Annotated in this window: 15 protein-coding genes; 13 read left to right on the top strand and 2 right to left on the bottom strand. The window is 46.8% G+C overall.

What is annotated here, in order from left to right; all coding sequences use genetic code 11:
• Positions 1-305: 305 nt before the first annotated feature.
• The 3 genes from OCU43_RS04935 (at position 306) to OCU43_RS04945 (ending at position 4,624) form a co-directional block, all read left to right on the top strand.
• Positions 306-1,646, top strand: a complete 1,341-nt coding sequence (locus OCU43_RS04935) for a UDP-glucose dehydrogenase family protein (RefSeq protein WP_091361933.1) — start codon at positions 306-308, stop codon at positions 1,644-1,646.
• Between the two features lie 149 nt (positions 1,647-1,795).
• Positions 1,796-2,800 carry an NAD-dependent epimerase gene (locus OCU43_RS04940; RefSeq protein WP_091361931.1) on the top strand — a complete coding sequence of 335 codons (1,005 nt, stop codon included), beginning with the start codon at positions 1,796-1,798 and terminating at the stop codon, positions 2,798-2,800.
• Positions 2,801-3,256: 456 nt separating this feature from the next.
• On the top strand, positions 3,257-4,624 hold the full coding sequence (locus OCU43_RS04945) for an MBL fold metallo-hydrolase RNA specificity domain-containing protein (protein ID WP_175483613.1): 1,368 nt from the start codon (positions 3,257-3,259) through the stop codon (positions 4,622-4,624).
• Between the two features lie 240 nt (positions 4,625-4,864).
• Here OCU43_RS04945 and OCU43_RS04950 read toward each other — a convergent pair whose 3' ends face one another.
• Both OCU43_RS04950 and OCU43_RS04955 read right to left on the bottom strand, forming a co-directional pair.
• Entirely contained in the window at positions 4,865-6,223 is a 1,359-nt protein-coding gene (locus OCU43_RS04950; protein ID WP_245756644.1) for an O-antigen ligase family protein, read from the bottom strand.
• 1,347 nt (positions 6,224-7,570) lie between these two features.
• Positions 7,571-8,074 (bottom strand): hypothetical protein, encoded by a 504-nt coding sequence (locus OCU43_RS04955; RefSeq protein ID WP_091361928.1) that lies wholly within the window; start codon positions 8,072-8,074, stop codon positions 7,571-7,573.
• A gap of 269 nt (positions 8,075-8,343) precedes the next feature.
• Here OCU43_RS04955 and OCU43_RS04960 point away from each other — a divergent pair, with 269 nt between their 5' ends.
• From OCU43_RS04960 to OCU43_RS05005, 10 genes are all read left to right on the top strand, one after another.
• Entirely contained in the window at positions 8,344-9,780 is a 1,437-nt protein-coding gene (locus tag OCU43_RS04960; protein ID WP_091361926.1) for an undecaprenyl-phosphate glucose phosphotransferase, read from the top strand.
• 31 nt (positions 9,781-9,811) lie between these two features.
• Complete coding sequence (locus OCU43_RS04965; RefSeq protein WP_091361925.1) at positions 9,812-10,996, top strand: hypothetical protein; 1,185 nt, start codon at positions 9,812-9,814, stop codon at positions 10,994-10,996.
• Positions 10,997-11,038: 42 nt separating this feature from the next.
• Positions 11,039-12,250: a glycosyltransferase family 4 protein gene (locus OCU43_RS04970; protein ID WP_091361923.1), complete on the top strand. Its 1,212-nt coding sequence runs from the start codon at positions 11,039-11,041 to the stop codon at positions 12,248-12,250.
• A 224-nt stretch (positions 12,251-12,474) separates the two neighbouring features.
• Positions 12,475-13,389: an O-antigen ligase family protein gene (locus tag OCU43_RS04975; protein WP_175483612.1), complete on the top strand. Its 915-nt coding sequence runs from the start codon at positions 12,475-12,477 to the stop codon at positions 13,387-13,389.
• A complete protein-coding gene (locus OCU43_RS04980) occupies positions 13,361-14,224 on the top strand; it encodes a sulfotransferase domain-containing protein (RefSeq protein WP_091361919.1) in 864 nt (287 codons plus the stop codon). Before OCU43_RS04975 ends, OCU43_RS04980 begins: the two co-directional genes overlap by 29 nt.
• Before the next feature lie 34 nt (positions 14,225-14,258).
• Positions 14,259-14,990 carry a WecB/TagA/CpsF family glycosyltransferase gene (locus tag OCU43_RS04985; protein ID WP_175483611.1) on the top strand — a complete coding sequence of 244 codons (732 nt, stop codon included), beginning with the start codon at positions 14,259-14,261 and terminating at the stop codon, positions 14,988-14,990.
• Between the two features lie 17 nt (positions 14,991-15,007).
• Positions 15,008-16,132, top strand: coding sequence for a GDP-mannose 4,6-dehydratase (gene gmd, locus OCU43_RS04990; protein WP_091361915.1), 1,125 nt, complete (start codon positions 15,008-15,010; stop codon positions 16,130-16,132).
• A gap of 119 nt (positions 16,133-16,251) precedes the next feature.
• Positions 16,252-17,211: a GDP-L-fucose synthase gene (gene fcl, locus OCU43_RS04995; RefSeq protein WP_091361913.1), complete on the top strand. Its 960-nt coding sequence runs from the start codon at positions 16,252-16,254 to the stop codon at positions 17,209-17,211.
• 145 nt (positions 17,212-17,356) lie between these two features.
• Positions 17,357-17,836 (top strand): GDP-mannose mannosyl hydrolase, encoded by a 480-nt coding sequence (locus OCU43_RS05000; RefSeq protein WP_091361911.1) that lies wholly within the window; start codon positions 17,357-17,359, stop codon positions 17,834-17,836.
• Positions 17,833-19,302 carry a mannose-1-phosphate guanylyltransferase/mannose-6-phosphate isomerase gene (locus tag OCU43_RS05005; RefSeq protein WP_091361909.1) on the top strand — a complete coding sequence of 490 codons (1,470 nt, stop codon included), beginning with the start codon at positions 17,833-17,835 and terminating at the stop codon, positions 19,300-19,302. The genes OCU43_RS05000 and OCU43_RS05005 overlap by 4 nt, the downstream gene beginning before the upstream one ends.
• The last annotated feature ends 469 nt before the right edge of the window (positions 19,303-19,771 follow it).

Consider the following 19,771-nt stretch of genomic DNA (forward strand, 5'->3'; position numbering starts at 1 on the left):
CAGGTGCTTTTAGTGGGAGATTTGAGGGAAAGATTTGTGGGAGGCGCGCCCCCGCGGCGATAAAACCATCAGCAGGTACAATTCAAAAGCTATCGCCGCGAGGTACCCAAAGGGCATATCAGCGCGCCTCCCACCAGAATTACATCTTCATACCTCCGCTCTCAGACTTCGGCTCTCAGGTCATCCTATGGTAATATCTCCGCCATAATATACCGCTCGGTTTGGTCGGGATAAATTTCGCAAATGCGGCATTAAGGCTGGTATCATTCTGACCAGATAAATTGCTGTAAAAGGGTACTCAGCACATGAAAGTTACTGTTTTTGGTATAGGTTATGTAGGTTTGGTTCAGGCGGCGGTCCTGGCTGAAGTCGGTCATGAGGTTTGCTGTGTTGACGTGGATGCGCAGAAGGTAGAAAACCTCAAAAATGGCATCATCCCGATCTATGAACCCGGCCTGACACCTCTGGTGCAGTCAAACTACGAAGCTGGTCGTCTGCTGTTCACCACCGATGCCAAAGAAGCCGTTGAGTTTGGTGAGCTTCAGTTTATCGCCGTGGGTACCCCCCCGGATGAGGATGGTTCTGCCGATCTTCAGTATGTTCAGGCCGTGGCAAAAACCATCGCCACTTATATGTCTGGGCCGCGCATCGTCATCGATAAGTCCACCGTGCCTGTGGGGACCGGTGATAAGGTCAAAGCAACCATCGCCGAAACCCTGGCGGCCCGTGGTGCTGAGCTGGAATATCATGTGGTCTCCAACCCTGAGTTCCTCAAAGAGGGGGCCGCGGTCAGTGACTGCATGCGTCCGGACCGGATTGTTATCGGGACCGACAGCGACCACGTTAAAGATGTGATGACCGAGCTTTATGCGCCCTTTAACCGCAACCACGACCGCATCATCTTTATGGATGTTCGCAGTGCCGAGCTGACTAAATATGCGGCCAACTGCATGCTGGCAACCAAAATCAGCTTTATGAACGAGATGGCCAATATTGCGGAGATGGTAGGGGCAGATATTGAGAATGTCCGCAACGGTATCGGCTCTGATGAACGGATCGGTTACCACTTTATCTATCCGGGCTGTGGTTATGGTGGTTCCTGCTTCCCGAAAGATGTTCAGGCGCTGGTGAAAACCTCTGAACAGATCGGTTACGATTCTAAAATTCTGAAAGCGGTTGAAGCGGTAAATGCGAAACAGAAAACCAAGCTGTTTGAGCTGATAAACCGTCACTTTAACGGTGATATCGCTGGCAAAACCGTTGCTCTCTGGGGGCTCTCGTTCAAACCGAAAACCGATGATATGCGCGAAGCGTCCAGCCGGGTGCTGATGCAGCTGCTCTGGGAAGCGGGTGCGAAAGTGCAGGCCTATGACCCGGAAGCGATGGAAGAAACCCAGCGTATCTTCGGTTCCCGCGCCGATCTGAATCTGATGGGCACCAAAGAAGCTGCCCTGAATGGCGCGGATATGCTGGTGATCTGTACCGAATGGCAAAGCTTCCGGGCACCGGATTTCGATCTGATCAAAGCGCAGCTGTCTGAACCGGTTATCTTCGATGGCCGTAACCTCTATGATCCGGTGCGTTTAGCAGACCGGGGCTTCAGCTACTATGCGATAGGCCGGGGGTTGTCTATTAAACAAGGCTAAAATCGGCACGAGGGCGTACCTCCTACAGAGTTTCACTTGCCTGTGTGGGAGCGACGCCCCCGTCGCGAAAAATCCTGACTTGTAGGAGCCGCTTCCAGCGGCGATAATTAGCCCATCTTAAATTCTTATCCTTCCGGGTTAACATCAATATGCAACTCACCTATCTCGTCACCGGCGCCGCCGGCTTTATCGGCAACTTTGTATCAGAGCGCCTCTGTCAGGCAGGGCATAAAGTGATCGGGCTGGATAACCTGAACGATTACTACGATCCTGCATTGAAAGAAGCCCGTCTGCAGCGTCTGGAGCAGTACCCAGAATTCAGCTTTGTAAAACTGGATCTGGCCGACCGCGAAGGGATGGCGAAGCTGTTTGCAGAGAGTGGTTTTGACCGGGTTATCCATCTGGCGGCTCAGGCCGGGGTGCGTTATTCACTGGAAAATCCATTTGCGTATGTTGATTCCAACCTGACCGGCATGATGACCATTCTGGAAGGTTGCCGTCAGAACAATGTAAAGCATCTGGTGTATGCTTCCTCCTCTTCGGTGTATGGCATGAATACCAAAATGCCGTTCTCCACCGCTGACGGTGTTGATCATCCTGTGTCACTGTATGCCGCCACGAAAAAGTCCAATGAACTGATGGCGCACAGTTATTCGCATCTCTACGGTATCCCCACCACCGGCCTGCGTTTCTTTACGGTTTACGGCCCCTGGGGACGCCCGGATATGGCACCGTTCCTGTTCACCAGCGCGATCCTCGAAGACCGTCCCATCAAAGTGTTCAACCACGGTAAGATGCTGCGCGACTTCACCTATGTGGATGATATCGTTGAAGGGGTAATCCGCATTCAGGATGTTATCCCTCAGGCGGATGAAAACAATCCAAGAACCAGCCCCGACAGCAGCAGTGCCCCCTACCGGGTATTCAATATCGGCAATAATGAACCGATCGAACTCAGCCGCTTTATCGAAGCGATTGAAAGCGCTGCCGGAAAAACAGCGAAAAAAGAGTACCTGCCGATGCAGCCAGGTGATGTACCCGCCACCTATGCTGATATCGACAGTTTGCAAAACGCCGTAGGATTCAAACCCAGCACCACCATCGAAGACGGCATGCAAAAGTTTGTGGAATGGTATAAAGGGTTTTACGGTTAAAGCCGAACGCTATGCTTGTCAGCGGACCTCAGACTCGCTCCTGTGTGGCAAGGACTTGTGGGAGGCGCGCCCCCGCGGCGATAAAACGCCGCGAGGTTTTATCGCTCCTACGGAGGAGAATGTGTTGTAGGAGCCCCGTCTCGGGGCGATAAGATTTTAAAGAAGAGCGTTTTACCACAGTACCCAAAGGGCATGCTAAGGACACAGAGGTCCACAGAGAAGAGCTTTTTAAATGAATTTACCCGGTGCGCTTAGCACGCCTTTTGGGTATCCGTGCGAGGTTTTATCGCCCCGGGACGGGGCTCCTACTGTGTGACAAGGACTTGTGGGAGGGACGCCCTCGTCGCGATAAATCTATCAGGTGGCACAATTTAAAAATAATCGCCGCGAGGTACCCAAAGGGCATACCAGCGCGCCTCCTACAATCTACGCATTTTAAGAACAAGGAATGTTCATATGATTAATATAAAACACCACGGCGCAACTACAGGCGTAACCGGCTCTTGCCATGAGCTTGTGTTAGATAACAACACCAGCGTGCTGATCGATTGCGGCATGTTTCAGGGCGCAGAGGCTTCAGGTGCTGAATCGGATAATCTCAAGCTCGACTTCCCTGTAACCAGCGTTAAAGCACTGTTTATCACCCATTGTCATATCGATCATGTCGGACGAATCCCTTCGCTGATGGCTGCAGGTTTTAACGGGCCTGTCTACGTATCCAAAGCGACGGCCCGGTTATTACCGTTAGTGCTGGAAGATGCACTGAAGATCGGTGTTACACGCAATACAACCTTAATCCGTCAGTTTCTTAATCTGTTGTCACAACAGATCCAGCCCGTAGAGTATAAACAGTGGTATCCGGTTGAATCGGTAGAGGGGCTGAGATTTCGCTTTAAGCCCGCTGGTCACATTCTGGGGTCCGCTTATATCGAGTTTGAGTGCAGCGTCGATGATAAAAAAGAGATTATCCTGTTCTCAGGGGATCTTGGCGCTCCCTATGCCCCGTTACTTCCTGCTCCGCAAGCACCCTGGCGCGCCGACCGGCTGATAATAGAAAGCACCTATGGCGACAAGCTTCATGAAAACCGGCGTAACCGGCGCAAACAGCTTGAGAATATTATCACCCATTGTCTGAAAGATGCGGGCACGGTGCTGATTCCGGCCTTCAGCATCGGCAGAACGCAGGAACTGCTCTACGAGCTGGAAGATATTATCCACCGGCAGAAAGGCTCTGCCTGGGAAAATATCGATGTGATCGTCGATTCGCCTCTGGCCGCTAAATTCACTCAGCATTATCGAGAACTGAGCACTCTCTGGGATGCTGAGGCAAAAACACGCAAGCAGCATGGGCGGCATCCACTGGCTTTTGAGCAACTGATCACAATAGATTCACATAGCCAGCACCTGAAGCTGGTGAACTACCTCAAAAGCAGTGGCCGACCAGCCATTGTCATCGCTGCCAGCGGCATGTGCGCGGGTGGACGGATCGTTAACTATCTTAAAGCACTTCTGCCAGACCCGCGGACGGAGGTGCTATTTGTCGGCTATCAGGCCAAAGGTACCCCCGGGCATGATATTCAGAAATATGGCCCAACTGGTGGCTATGTCCATCTTGATAACGAGAAGATCGATATCCGGGCAGGGGTGTATACCATCAGTGGTTATTCAGCCCATGCCGATCAAAAAGACCTGATTAATTTTGTTAAAAGGATGCGTTTCAAGCCCAAGGAGATCCGTATAGTCCATGGGGATAAAGAAGCGAAGCAGGTGTTGAAAGGGGAGTTAAAAAAGATCACACCAGAAACCGAAATCATTATTCCTTAATAGCGATGGTTTTATCGCCCGAAGGGGAAAACCAGATGTTGGCACCCTGTAGGAGCCCCGTCCCGCCGCGATAGGTTTTATCGCCCCGGGACGGGGCTCCTACGGAGTGTGATGTGTTGTAGGAGCGGCGTCCCGCCGCGATAGATTTTATCGCCCCTGGTACCCAGAGGGCATGCTAAAGGGGCCCCTACAGGCAAGAATTCATGTTCTTCCTGATCTCGGACAAGCGCAGCGCTCGGACTACGGACCTCGGCTTCTATGTCCCCGGCTCTTAAGATGAAGTGAGATCTGCCCTAAGGCTAAAATCACCACAAACGTGGCGGCATTGGCTGGTATCTGCAGATTAAAGTCGACTGTTGAATGAATCGCCAGGGCGATAATCGCCATGGTGGCGCTGAAAGCGAGGCCCCGCATCAGGGGATTGCGGCGTTTTATCTGCGCCCTGATAGCAGAGATAAACACCAGTAGAACAGCCAGCAGTAAACAACCGGTGACAACCACACCGTAATCACTGGCAAACTCAAAATAGTCGTTATGGGCATGGTCATAAAAGATGCTGCCGACATCATATTTCCGATAGGCGGGGAAGTTGGTGTAATAGGTTCCGGCACCGCTGCCGGTAAACAGGTTGTCCTGTATCGCTTGCAGAGTGTAAGTGTTTACTTCGTCTCGGGTTTCCGAATTTTCGGAGGTGTTCTCTAAACGCTCGACAACTTTATCTACCCCAAAAAATGTGCCGACCACAAAGATATCGATAATAATCAGGCTGCTGATCAGAATAATGGTCGCTTTGGTTGAACGGCGGCTGAGTATCAGGGCCAGAACACCGGCAATCGCCAGACTGGAAAAGAACGCGCTGTTGCCCATGCGGGAGTGGGTCATCACCAGCCCGGCCACCATCATCACCAGAATAATCCGCAGCCGGGCTTTATTACCCAGTAGTGTGGTCAGTGTCCGGCGAAAGAAATCACGCCAGTTTACCGAGCGCACGCCATCCAGCGTCGATATCATCATCCCTATGCCCACCGACAGCGTCAGTTCCAGATAGCCCGCCAGGTGGTTGCGGTTAACAAAGGTGCCGGTTGCCAGGCCCCGGTAATGTTCTTTTTCCACAAAAAACAGATATTCAACGCCTGTCAGGGTCATCATGCTGCCATAAACCGCCTGAAACAGCCCGCTGCCGACCAGTGCATAGCAGAGCAATCTGATGCGTCGCTTGCTGCGCACCAGCAGGGTGGTGAGGCAGAACAGGCCCACTAAGGCGCAACCCAGCAGGGCATCCTGCAGGGTGGTTGCGGCATCAATGGTGATATTAAGCAGCACCTGCAGCAAAGCCCATAAAGGGGCACATAGCAGTAGCGCAGCAACTGGCAGGCTGCTGAGAAAAGTGGGTGTCAGGTTGATGCGCTGACGGATAAATAACAGCAGCCAGATAATCGCGAGGGTAAATACGGCAAAGCAGAGCAGGCTGACAGCCCAGGGTTTATTGCTGCCCAGTGGCAGAGGAATCCACACCAGCAGGACCAGAAAACTATAAAACAGCGAGGTGTCTGGGGTGTCTGAAACGGAAGATCTGTGTGAAGCGGTAGAGCTGTTCAACGCCTGAGTCCTTGCAGCCGATAATCCTGAGTGCATTAGCTGATCTGTAAGCCGGTGATTCTACCGTAAATACAGCGTCAGGCTATAGAAACAGAAAAAACAGATAGAAAAAAGGTGCCTCTGAGTTTTCTCCGCGAAGTTTTATCGCTCCGGGGCGTGGTTCCTACGGAGGAGGATGTATTGTAGAAGCCTCTTTGGCATGCCCTCTGGGTACCAGGGGCGATAAGATTCTAAAGAAGAGCACGTCACCACAGAACCCAAAGGGCATGCTAAGGGCACAGAGAAGGGATTTTTGTAAGAGCTTTTTTTCAGAGCAAGAGCTGTTAACCACAGAGGACACAGAGGAACACAGAGAAGAGCTTTTGTTATAGCTATCTTTGCCTCGGTGTACTCTGTGTTCTCGGTGGTGAGATATCTTTTAAGAGTGGTTGGTTTTAGTACCCAAAGGGCACAATGATCCGCAGAGAAGAGCTTTTGTTATAGCTATCTTATCCTCGGTGCTCTCTGTGTTCTCTGTGGTGAGTAATCTTTTGGGGCGGTTTTATCACGGTACCCAGAGGGTATGCCAACCAAGTTCCCACGAGTGAGATGTATTGTAGGAGCCCCTTTGGCATGCCCTCTGGGTACCAGGGGCGATAAGATTTCAAAAAAAAAGAGCAAGTCACTACAGCACCCAAAGGGCATGCTAAGGGCACAGAGATACACAGAGGAGAGCTTTTTAAATGAACCTACCCGTTGCGCTTAGCAGCCGGGTACCAGCAGCAATGTTTTTATCGCCCCAGGATGGGGCTCCTACGGAGGAGGATGTGTTGTAGGAGCCCCGTCCCGGGGCGATCGTCACCACCGTACCCAAAGGGCATGCTAAGGGCACAGAGAAGGGATTTTGGTAAGAGCTTTTTTTCAGAGCAAGAGCTGTTAACCACAGAGGACACAGAGGAACACAGAGAAGAGCTTTTGTTATAGCTATCTTATCCTCGGTGCTCTCTGTGTTCTCGGTGGTGAGTATTCTTTTGGGGCGGTTTTATCACGGTACCCAGAGGGTATGCCAACCAAGTTCCTACGAGTGAGATGTATTGTAGGAGCCCCTTCCAGGGGCGATAAGATTCTAAAGAAGAGCACGTCACCACAGAACCCAAAGGGCATGCCAAGGTCACGAGAAGGGCTTTTGTTATAGCTATCTTTGCCTCGGTGTACTCTGTGTTCTCGGTGGTGAGATATCTTTTAAGAGTGGTTGGTTTTAGTACCCAAAGGGCACAATGATCCGCAGAGAAGGGCTTTTGTTATTTTGGGCTATGAACCAAAAAAAAAGCGCTGAAAAGCGCTTTTTTAACGGTTTGATATCAGCGATCAGCTGGGGCTACCAGTGCCGCCGCCAGCGCCGCCACCATTATTACCGAATGGCGGTGGTGTAACCGGGTTGCCGGTTTGTCCGGGCGCAATACCAAGGCCCTGGCCATTACCCTGACCGTTACCATTTCCTGGGCCCTGTCCGTTGCCGTTACCCGCAGCGGTCGCTGCCAGTACGTCGGTGGGGCTCACATTGGCCGCCAGTGCAGACTGGGTAACGACATCAGGTGAAATACCCGTATTATTCGCAGCTGAACCGATGGCAGCCAGTGCATCCGCATCGGCAGAATACACGCTCATCGCAGCGGTCAGAATGGCCTGTTGCTGTTCAGGAGACTCAGCGTTAGCCAGCATATCTTCGATAGCTGCAGAAATCTGCTCAGGTGTGGAAGCGTCCTGAGTAGCCTCCTGGATTTGACTAATGATCGTGTCATTAGAGTCAGCGAAGGCAGGGTACAACGGCAACAACATCCCTGCTACAACACCAATAATTAAACGGCGCATAGTAGCTTGCTCCTTGTTATGGCCATAACGACCGAAACTTTTAGTGATAAGAATAAATAGATTCTAACAACCACTGTCGCCAGATGTAAACAAAATTTGCGGTTGCACAATGAAAAAGAGTAAAATTATTACGACTTTTTTGTTGCGCTGCACAATCTTCTGGTGGTTAATATATCAGTAACGTAGCGGGTGTAAAAAGTTACGGCGCGATTATGGATTCACGGAGATATGAGTCGCGCTATACGGAATCGGTCAGGGGTTGCAGGCAGATGAATATCAGCGTCACGCAATATGGCACTGTCGCGCGTAAGCGACGGCTATTAAACAATCATGAGTCACTGGCATTCTGGGTGCAGCACTTTGCTGACCTGGTGATTGTCTGTGGTACGCTGTTCTTTTTTACCTTTCTCAAAGTAGGCGATGTGCCGGCTAACTATCGTTTGTTAGCAGTGGTGGCGTTGCTGTGTGTCTGGATCATCTACCGACGGCGTGGCGTCTATCGTCAGTCACTGGGCTTTTATAAAAGCGCACTGCGGCTGCTGACCGCCTGGTTTCACGTGTTACTGCTGTTGGCGCTGGTGGGTTTTGTCACAAAAAGCGGTGAAAGTTTCTCCCGCGAAGTGCTGATAGAGTGGGCCGTATCCGGCTATATCCTGCAACTGATCAGTATGAATCTGCTGAGCGCTCTCTATAAACGCTATAAAATCATGTTCTCCCGCGAACTGCCGGCACTGGTTATCGGCACCGGGGATATGGCAGTTAATCTGGTGAATAATCTCAACAGCAATCGCTGGCTGCCTGACCGGGTGATGGGCTTTATCCAATCCGATGATGATCCACTGCAGGACGATGAGGTGATCGATCTGCCCCTGCCGCTGTTAGGGGGGGCAGAAAATCTAAGGTTGCTGATTAAAGAGTTCAAAATACGGCGGGTCTATGTGGCACTGCCGGTGGCCGAATCCGATATTATTGAAGCACTGCATATCGATTTGCTGGATATGAATGTTGATGTTATCTGGGTGCCGGATATCTTCGGTCTTAGTCTGCTCAACCACTCCATCCGCGAAGTCGCGGGTATGCCTTTGATCTCCCTTAATGAAAGCCCGATGACCTCCCGCCGCAGCCACATCATGCTGAAAAGCGCTATGGATAAAGTGCTGGCCGCCATCGCACTGGTGGCATTCAGTCCGCTGATGTTAATTGTCGCCATCCTGATCAAACGGGAGTCCGAAGGACCTGTATTCTTTAAACAGGACCGTCACGGCTTCGATGGTGAAATAATCAAGGTATGGAAATTCCGCAGTATGCGCCTGCATGATGATAAAGAGGTGAAGCAGGCCACCAAAGGCGATTCCCGGGTTACGAAAATCGGCGCCTTTATCCGCCGCACCTCTATTGACGAACTACCGCAATTTATCAACGTACTCCAGGGCACCATGTCCCTGGTCGGCCCCCGGCCCCATGCTGTGGCCCATAACGATTATTACTCCGATAAAGTGAATGCCTATCTGGCGCGCCACCGGATTAAACCGGGCATTACCGGCCTGGCTCAGATCAGTGGTTATCGCGGGGAAACCGAAACCCTGGATAAGATGGAAAAGCGGGTGGAGTTTGATCTGGCATATATCAATAACTGGTCGTTGAGTCTGGATATTAAGATCTTGATTAAGACGCCGTTGAGTCTGATTTCTAAGGATATTTACTAGTTCCTGTGGTGCCTTTTATGGATTTTTTCGAATGAAAAATAAGCTCTTTTCTGTTGTTGATCAAGGGGTCTTTTCTGGAACAAACTTTGTTTTGTTATTTGTTTTATCTTTAGCTATGGATATAAAGAGTTATGGGGAATTCTCGATACTTTTATCTCTCATTGCGCTGTTTCAAACCATAATAAATTCACTTGTTATAGAACATCTTTTTGTCAATAGATCCTGTTTGAATTTATTTGATGCCTATAAGGAGATTATATTTCTGTGGATGCTTGCTAACGTTTTTTTTGTGTTTGTTATAGATTGGGATAGTGAGATTCTTAGTGATATTTTTTTTGTTGTTTTTGGGTGGGGTATTTCAGGTATTTGGCTTGCTCGACGATATTTTATGTCGAAAGGTTTAGGAAAGTACGCTCTGTTGGTTTCTGCTCTTTATTTGATTGTAATTGGGGCGCTTGTTCTTGCAGTATATTCCTTTGATATTCAGAGTTTTATTGTTCCAGTTTATTTCTGTGTAATTGCCATATTTTCAATATTAGTCTGTGTGTTTATGGTAAAAAATGAAAACAGTACGATTGAAAATAGTGATAGCTTTTTTGTGAGATTTAAACGTGATGGCTTTGTTTTTTTACTGTTGTCAATAGTAGGTTGGTATCCATTAAATTCTATATTTGTTTATTGGAGTTCTTATGGGAGTGTAGAAGACCTCGGAAGATTTAAGATATATTTAAACTTTATTTTGCCATTAATGACGCTGAATATTTTAATATTGCTAATGCTTATGAAGAAAGTTAGTACTACTGTTGACAATATAAGAGGTTGTATTCTCGAATTTTATTCTTATGGCTTTGTTATTAATATAGTATATATGGTTCTTGTTTGGCTTGCTTTAGATTGCTTTAAGTTGTTCAATGTTTTTTATGATAATGATGTGGATTTTTATTATTTATTAAAGCTTGCAGGAGTTGCTATATTTGCTTTTAGTTTGCAGTTTGTTCTATATAGTGTGAAGGCTGTCGGTGGTTTTTATAACTTCTGTTTAGTTATGTCATTTGGGTCTTTAATGTCGTATCTCGTTGATTTGTTTTTTTTATTACCTGGCTCTGAAGGCGTTTCTCCAGTAGATATTGCTATTTATAATTACTTGTTTCTTCTTGGGTGTTGTATGGTTTATGTTTTTGTTCTTCGAGTCGGATGTTGTAGATATTTTAAGTAAGAGTTATTTTTTTAATTTCTTTATATTTCAGGTGTTTTTTTTATGAAAATATTGCTGTCTGCTTTTGCTTGCGATCCTATTAATGGTTCGGAAGCATATGTTGGGTGGAATTGGCTTAAGATGTATTCTTTAAGCGGGAATGATATACATGTAATTACTAGGCGATATAATAAGGATATGATTGAGTCTGCAAACTATCCTGATAATGTGAAATTTCATTATTTTGATTTATATGGCTGCGAAAATAAGGGGCATTATTGGAAGGTTATTAAGCCTTATTATGTTGTGTGGCAGTTTTTTGTTTTGTTTTTTGCGTTTTTTTTACATGCTAAATATAAATACATTGTTGCTCATCATGTGACCTATAATAATATTGATGTTCCCGGTTTTTTGTGGCTTCTCCCTAAGGTTAAGTTTATTTGGGGGCCTGTAGGTGGCGGGCAGGTTCCTCCTTCTGAGTTAAAAGTTGTTTACTCAAAAAAATGGGTTAAGCAGGTTGCTAGAAAATGGATGAAGTTTTTTGCAGAATATAATCCAGTAGTCTTTTTCGCGTTAAAAAAATCTAGCTTGGTTATGTATGCTAATTATGAAACAAAGTCTCTATTGTCTAGTATTCAGCATGCATCATGTATGTGTTTGGAAACAGCAATAAATCCACGAGAAATGAGTAGGAGAGATTACTCCATAAAAGAGAAATTTGAAATATTATGGGTGGGGCGTATTGAGGAAAGAAAAGCCCTACTGATAATGCTTGATATTGTTAAAGATATTGGAAGTGCTATCCCGATCAGACTCACAATTGTAGGAGATGGTCCGTTAGAGAATGAAATGAAAGAGTATTCCTCACATATGATAGAGAATGGGACAGTTGTTTTTATGGGGAGAGTTCCTTTTCTCGATATGAAGGAGGTATTTGATCGAGCAGGAGTATTTGTTTTTACAAGTGTCCAGGATACGTCAGGAAATGTTTTATTAGAAGCGATGGAAGCATCATTGCCAGTAGTTGCAATGAACCATCAAGGTGCAGCTTTGATTTTAGATAGAACGTGCGCAGAGCTTGTAGATATTGGCTCTTATGATTCTGTAGTTAAGGGTTTCTCGTTTAGCTTAGTGAAACTATATGGTGATGATAAATTAAGGATGTCTATTGGTATGGAGGGTAATAGAAGATTACGTGAAAATTTTACATGGGAAGCGAAAAGAAAGCTTCTTTCAGTAGAATATTCTAAAGTTGATTTGGATGGAATTTTATAATGGTCACAGAGTTTCTGTGTCGGAAAAGTTCATTGAGTATATGTTTGGTTTTTGCTCTTGCTATATTTCCATATGACGCGCTTTCCTTATGGTACTCTTTGTCATTCCTTGTCATCGTTGCGGTGATTTCTATTCTCTTGAATTATAAGCTTGTTGATTTCGAATATAAGCTTTTTCTTTTGATGTTTTTTTGGTTTTCTTTTGTTTTGTTATGGTCGTATTTTATGGGCGATTATGATGAATATATTATGTCTCAATCGAATAACTATTTTCAGTTGTTTTTCTTTTATGTTGCTTTTTATTCTTTGCTGAAAAGAGTTGATTATTATCAGGTTTTTTCCTCTCCTGTTTTTTTGCTTTTGTGTGTATCTTCTGTTTTAGTTAATATTGCTTTCGGTCGGGGTGGGGATGGTGAATTTTCCCCGTATATGAATTTTAATACATTTCTTCTATTTACATCTTTTTTCTTTTTTTCTAATAAAGCTTCTTTCAGGTTGAGGGTTTGTATTTCAGTTGTTTGGTTTTTAATTGCTTTTTCTCTTTCAGATCGAGCTAGCTTTTTATTGATTGTATTTCTTATGATTTTAACCACATATATAACTTTTACAAGATTTCAAATGCTATGTGTGATTTTTTTTGTTATTTGTTTTCCTTTTTTTATTAACTATATGGATTTTTCATATTTAGAAAAATTATATATTATTGATCAAAATAGTGGAATAAGAGGTGATTTTATACGTGGTGCGTTTGATTATTTGGGAGATGATTTTTTTTGGGGTGTTGGTTTTGATGAACCTTATAGATCGATTGATTTTGATTATATTGGGCATCATGAATTTCTTTTGAAGTATGAAAATGTTATGAAGATTAGTAATCATAACTCAGTTGTTGATATGATGGTGAAAATGGGTTTTATATGGCTTTTATTGTTCTTTAGATTTTTTTATTACTCTAAAAGATATGTTGATTATAAACTGGTCCAATGTATGTTCTTTGTGAGCTTGGTTGGAATTTCATTTGATGCATGGTTCGAAAATCAGTATCAACTACCAATTTTAATTTTTGTATTAGCCTTGATAGGCGTAAATAAAGAGAATTTTGGAGGGTTTAATGGATTACCAAGCAATAGAACGAGTTAGGTTGAATTTGCGTGATCTGTATTTTAAAGGACGTAGTGCTTTTGGCGGATCCGGAGATTATGTTCTCTGTAATTCTTTTCCTAAAAGTGGGACACATTTGTTGTCTCAAATATTGACTGAATGCGCAAATGTGGAGTACTGGGATGACATTGTATCAGTTCAGTCCTTATCTGGTGTAATGAATACTAGATCGCATATTAAGAGTAAAGTTTTATCCTTTCCTAAAGGGTGCTTAGTTAAATCTCATCTTAGCTATGATTTGGAGTTGTCTAGTTTTTTAGATAGTGTCTGTTCGGCACAGTTTTTTATCTATAGAGACCCCAGAGATATTGTAGTTAGTCATGCAAATTGGGTTATCAATGAGCCTAGAATATTTTTACATAAATATTATAAAGAGTCTCTGTGTACCTTTGATAAATGTTTGGAGGCTTCTATTCAAGGTGTCAGTATTGGCGATTCTTTTGGAATGAATATTTCTAACCCAAGTTTAGGTGTTGACTTTTCTAGATGGCTTCCATGGTTGGAAAAAAGCAATGTTTATTCTATTCGTTTCGAGGATATTGTTGGGGAGCGAGGTGATGGTGACGAAAATAAAAGGCTTGACATTATAGCGGATATATTTAGGAATTTAAATTTAGATTTGCCAGATGATTATATTGAAAAATTTTCAAGTAATAATCTTGATCCTTCCAAATCTCATACTTATAGAAAAGGAAGAAAGGGAGGTTTAGGGGGGTGGAGTGAAGCGTTTACTCCAAAACATAAAGAGCTATTTAAGTCAGTTGCAGGTGATTTGTTGATAAAATTAGGCTATGAAACGGACTATAATTGGTAGCTCTTTTATGAATAACGTTTCTAGAATACTTAAAATGGATACTCATGTTCTGGGTATCGAAAATGCCATCGATAAGATTATAGACCCTGATCTAAATGGCTATAGTACATATGTTTGCGTATCGAATGTCCATATGTGTATGGAAGTATTTGACTCGACAGAGTTCCGTAAGGTAGTAAATTCAGCTGATCTGGTGATACCTGATGGCAGACCTATTTTTTGGGCTCAGAAGCTTTTAGGTGCCAAAGATGCTCAGCAGGTGCGCGGACAGGATATTATGATGGCTCTTTGCCAGAAAAGTGCTGAGTCTGAACTGAAGATTGGTTTGTATGGTGGTTCGTCAGATATGGTGCTTGAACAAGTCAAAGATCAATTGAACAGGACTTATCCAGGTATAAAACTTGTCTATTCTTATTCTCCGCCTTTCCGCGCGCTTAGCCCTGATGAGGATGCTGCCGTTGTAACTGAGATCAATAACGCCGGTGTTGATGTGCTTTTTGTGGGTATTGGCTGCCCTAAACAGGAGTATTGGATGGCGGAGCATAAAGATAGACTTCGCTGCGTAATGCTTGGTGTTGGCGCTGCCTATGATTTTATTGCTGGAAGTAAGAAGCATGCTCCAAGATGGATGCAGAAATTTGGGTTAGAATGGCTGTTTAGATTAGTCAGCGAACCGAAACGCCTCTGGAAGCGATACCTTAAGCAAAACCCCCGATTTATCTATTATTTTCTGCAGCAGTGGTTGCTCGGTAAAAAATTTAACTGATTAGAAAGGAAAAGTTGATGTCAAAGAAAGTTGCATTGATCACCGGCGTTACCGGCCAGGATGGCTCTTACCTTGCCGAGTTCCTGCTGGAAAAAGGCTATGAAGTACACGGAATTAAGCGCCGGGCTTCTTCATTTAATACCCAGCGTGTCGATCATCTCTATCAGGACCCTCATGAGGCGAATGTTAACTTTCATCTGCACTATGGCGATCTCACCGATACCTCAAACCTGACCCGTATCATCCAGCAGATTCAGCCGGATGAGGTGTATAACCTGGGCGCTCAATCCCATGTGGCGGTGTCGTTTGAATCACCGGAATATACCGCTGATGTGGATGCGATTGGTACTCTGCGCCTGCTGGAAGCGATCCGCTTTCTGGGGCTGGAGAAAAAGACCCGTTTCTATCAGGCATCCACCTCTGAGCTGTTTGGTGAGGTGCAGGAGATTCCGCAGAAGGAGACCACGCCATTCTACCCCCGCTCCCCTTATGCCTGTGCCAAGATGTATGCCTACTGGATCACCGTAAACTACCGTGAATCCTATGGGATGTATGCCTGTAACGGTATTCTGTTTAACCATGAGTCCCCTCGCCGGGGTGAAACCTTTGTTACCCGGAAGATTACCCGTGCTGTTGCCAATATCGCGCAGGGTGTTGAGAAATGTCTCTATCTGGGCAACATGGATGCACTGCGTGACTGGGGCCACGCTAAAGACTACGTGCGGATGCAGTGGATGATGCTGCAACAGGATCAGGCGGAAGACTTTGTGATCGCTACCGGCAAGCAGATCTCCGTACGTGAGTTTGTGCGCATGTCAGCTGCTGAAGTGGGCGTTACCCTTGAGTTTAAAGGGGAAGGCGTTGATGAGTATGCTGAAGTGGTTGCCGTTGAAGGTGACAACGCGCCTGCAGTCAAGGTGGGTGATGTGATTGTGCGGGTTGATCCTAAGTACTTCCGTCCTGCTGAAGTGGAAACCCTACTGGGTGATCCGTCCAAAGCAAAAGAGAAACTGGGCTGGACACCGGAAATTACCGTTGAAGAGATGTGTGCAGAGATGGTGCAGAACGACCTGACCAATGCCAAGCAACACGCCCTGCTGAAAAAGCACGGTTATGACGTCAGCGTTGCTCTGGAAGGTTGAGAGCCGAAGTCCGAGGTCCGATCGCTTCGCGTGTCCGAGGTCCGGAAGGGCAGAAGTCCGAGGTCTGAAAATGCGGACAAGCGAAGCGTTCGGACTTCTATTTTTAAGGATTTAAAAATATGACTAAAGTTTTTGTAGCGGGCCATAACGGTATGGTGGGGTCTGCTATCTGTCGCCAGTTGGCGGCTGATGATTCGGTTGAGGTGATAACCGCCAGTCGGCAGGCGCTGGATCTGCTGTCTCAGAGCGATGTTGCCCGCTTCTTTGATGAACATAAATTCGATCAGGTGTATCTGGCTGCGGCTAAAGTGGGCGGTATCTGGGCGAACAATGAATACCCGGCTGAGTTTATCTACCAGAATCTGACGATTCAGAATAACGTGATCCACTCCGCGTATCAGTCCGGTGTTAAGAAACTGTTGTTTTTGGGGTCGTCCTGCATCTACCCGAAGCTGGCTGAACAGCCGATGCAGGAAAGCGCTCTGCTGACCGGTGTGCTCGAACCCACCAATGAGCCTTATGCCATTGCCAAGATTGCCGGTATTAAGATGTGTGAATCTTATAATCGTCAGTATGGTGTGGATTACCGCAGTGTAATGCCCACTAACCTCTACGGTGAAAACGATAACTTCCACCCGGAAAACTCTCATGTCATCCCTGCACTGATGCGCCGTTTCCACGAAGCAAAACTGGCGGGTGATGCTGAAGTGGTTGTATGGGGTACTGGTAAACCGATGCGTGAGTTCTTGCATGTGGATGATATGGCCGCGGCGTCTGTATTCGTGATGAATGCCGATGTTGAGACTTATCAGGCCAACACCGAAACCATGCTGTCACACCTTAACGTCGGTACCGGCGAAGATTGCACCATCGCTGAGATGGCACTGACCATGGCTGAGGTTGTGGGTTTTGAGGGGGAGGTTGTGTTTGATTCAACCAAGCCGGATGGCACCCCCCGTAAGCTGATGGATGTCAGTAAACTCAATGCCCTGGGCTGGAAGCATTCAATCAGCCTGAAAGAGGGCCTGACGATGACCTATGAGTGGTTTTTACAGCATCAGGATGATTTTCGGGGGTAAGAGCCGAGGTCAGATGTCCGAGCGCTTCGCTTGTCCGTCGTCCGAAAAAGCGGACAAGCAGGCGAAGGCTGCGTTCGGACAAATGCAATGTTCGGGCTAGCGAAGCGATCTTCATTTTACAATCCGAATAAGGCGATGTTCGTATATGAGTAATAGCTACTTAACATCTGATAATTTTCGTTTAGTCGTCGATTCCACGCCGTTGATCTCGATTGATCTGGTTGTAAAAGATCCTGATGGCAGTGTTTTGCTGGGTAAAAGGCTGAATAAACCCGCTAAAGATTATTGGTTTGTGCCGGGTGGCCGGGTGTTGAAGAATGAAACCCTGGCGGATGCGTTTCTACGCCTGACTGAGGCAGAGCTTGGTATTAAAGTGCCGATTCAGAGCGCCCGATATCTGGGGCTGTATGAACATTTCTATGATGACAGCGCTTTGAGTGATGCGGTGTCGACACATTACGTTGTTAACGCATTTGTAATAGAATTGAGCGAGTCTGTGTCAGCGCTGCCTGTTGAACAGCACAGTGATTATCAATGGTTAAGCGAAACCGAACTATTAGGTGCTGATGATGTACATATTCATTCAAAGTGGTATTTCATGAACGAAAAAGGATATTCCGTATGATCCCTGTAATTATGGCCGGTGGTTCCGGTACCCGCCTGTGGCCTCTTTCCCGTACTCAGTATCCTAAGCAGTTTTTACAGCTGAACAGCAATCTTTCAATGTTGCAGGAGACGGTTAAGCGTCTGGGCGCGGTTGATCAGGTGAGCCTGATCTGCAATGAGGAGCATCGTTTTCTGGCCGCAGAGCAGATGCGGGTGATGAACCAGCCCTGTTCCGTTTTTCTCGAACCGGTTGGACGCAATACCGCTCCGGCGATTGCTCTGGCTGCTTTACAAGCCGAGTCTGAGGTCCGATCGCTGCGCTTGTCCGATGTCCGAAAGGACGACGAGCAACAAAGCCCTATATTACTAGTGTTGGCAGCCGATCATGTTATTGAAGACGAAGCAGCTTTTCGTGATGCTATAGCTAAAGCGCAGCCTCTGGCTCAGGAAGGGTGTCTGGTGACTTTTGGGATTGTGCCAACCCATCCTGAAACCGGTTATGGGTATATCAAAGCCGAGGTTAATCAGCCGATGCCAGCGGGCGGGGAAGGGCAGGATGCATTATCTGAGGCTTTCCCTGTATCAGCGTTTGTTGAGAAGCCTGATCTGGAGACTGCGGAATCTTATCTGGCTGAAGATGGCTATTACTGGAATAGCGGTATGTTTATGTTCCGGGCTGACCGTTATCTGGAAGAGCTGGGTAAATTCCGCCCTGATATTCTTGAAGCCTGTCAAAAGGCGATGGCTGATACATCTGCGGATATGGATTTTGTCCGGGTAAACAGTGCGGCCTTTGAAGCCTGTCCGGATGAGTCGGTGGATTATGCGGTGATGGAGAAGACCGACCGCGCTGTAGTACTACCGCTGGACGCTGGCTGGAGCGATGTCGGTAGCTGGGCGGCACTGTGGGAGATCAAGGCTAAAGATGGCCGGGGTAATGTGCTGGATGGGGATGTGATCGCCCACGACACCAGCGACTCTTTTGTTATGTCTTCAAACCGGCTGGTGACCATCCTGGGTGTGGATAACCTGATCGTTGTTGATACCCCCGATGCGCTGCTGGTGGCGGATAAAAACAAGATTCAGGATGTGAAGAAGATCGTTGCTGAGATTAAGGGGGCGGGTCGTAATGAAACCTTCCAGCACCGCGAAGTGTACCGCCCCTGGGGCAAGTATGATTCGATCGATCTGGGTGACCGCTATCAGGTGAAGCGCATTACGGTTAAGCCCGGTGCGCGTTTATCTGTGCAGAAACATCATCACCGCGCCGAACACTGGATTGTGGTGAGTGGAACTGCGAGGGTCACCAAAGGGGAGGAAACCTTCCTGGTGACTGAAAACCAGTCCACCTACATCCCGTTAGGTGAGATCCACTGCCTGGAAAACCCGGGCAAAGTCGAGCTTGAGCTGATCGAGATTCAGTCCGGTTCCTATCTGGGAGAGGATGATATCGTGCGCCTGGAAGATCAGTATGGGAGGGCTTAGTTGATTATTGAAACTAGTGCCATCTGATAGTTTTATCGCGACGGGGGCGTCGCTCCCACAGGTGTTGTGGTAGCAATATGCTTTTGTAGGAGGCGCGCTGGTATGCCCTCTGGGTACCTCGCGGCGATTGTTGAAACTGGTGCCATCTGATGCTTTTATCGCGACGGGGGCGTCGCTCCCACAGGTGTTGTGGTAGTAATAAGCTCTTGTAGGAGGTGCGCTGGTATGCCCTTTGGGTACCGCGCGGCGATTGTTGAGCTGGTGCCATCTGATAGTTTTATCGCGACGGGGGCGTCGCTCCCACAGGTGTAGTGGTAGCAATATGCTTTTGTGGGAGGTGCGCTGGTATGCCCTTTGAGTGCCTCATGGCGATTGTTGAGCTGGTGCCATCTGATAGTTTTATCGCGACGGGGGCGTCGCTCCCACAGGTGTTGTGGTAGCAATATGCTTTTGTAGGAGGCGCGCTGGT

The sequence above is a fragment of the Amphritea atlantica genome, from assembly GCF_024347255.1.
Classification (GTDB): Bacteria; Pseudomonadota; Gammaproteobacteria; order Pseudomonadales; family Balneatricaceae; genus Amphritea; species Amphritea atlantica.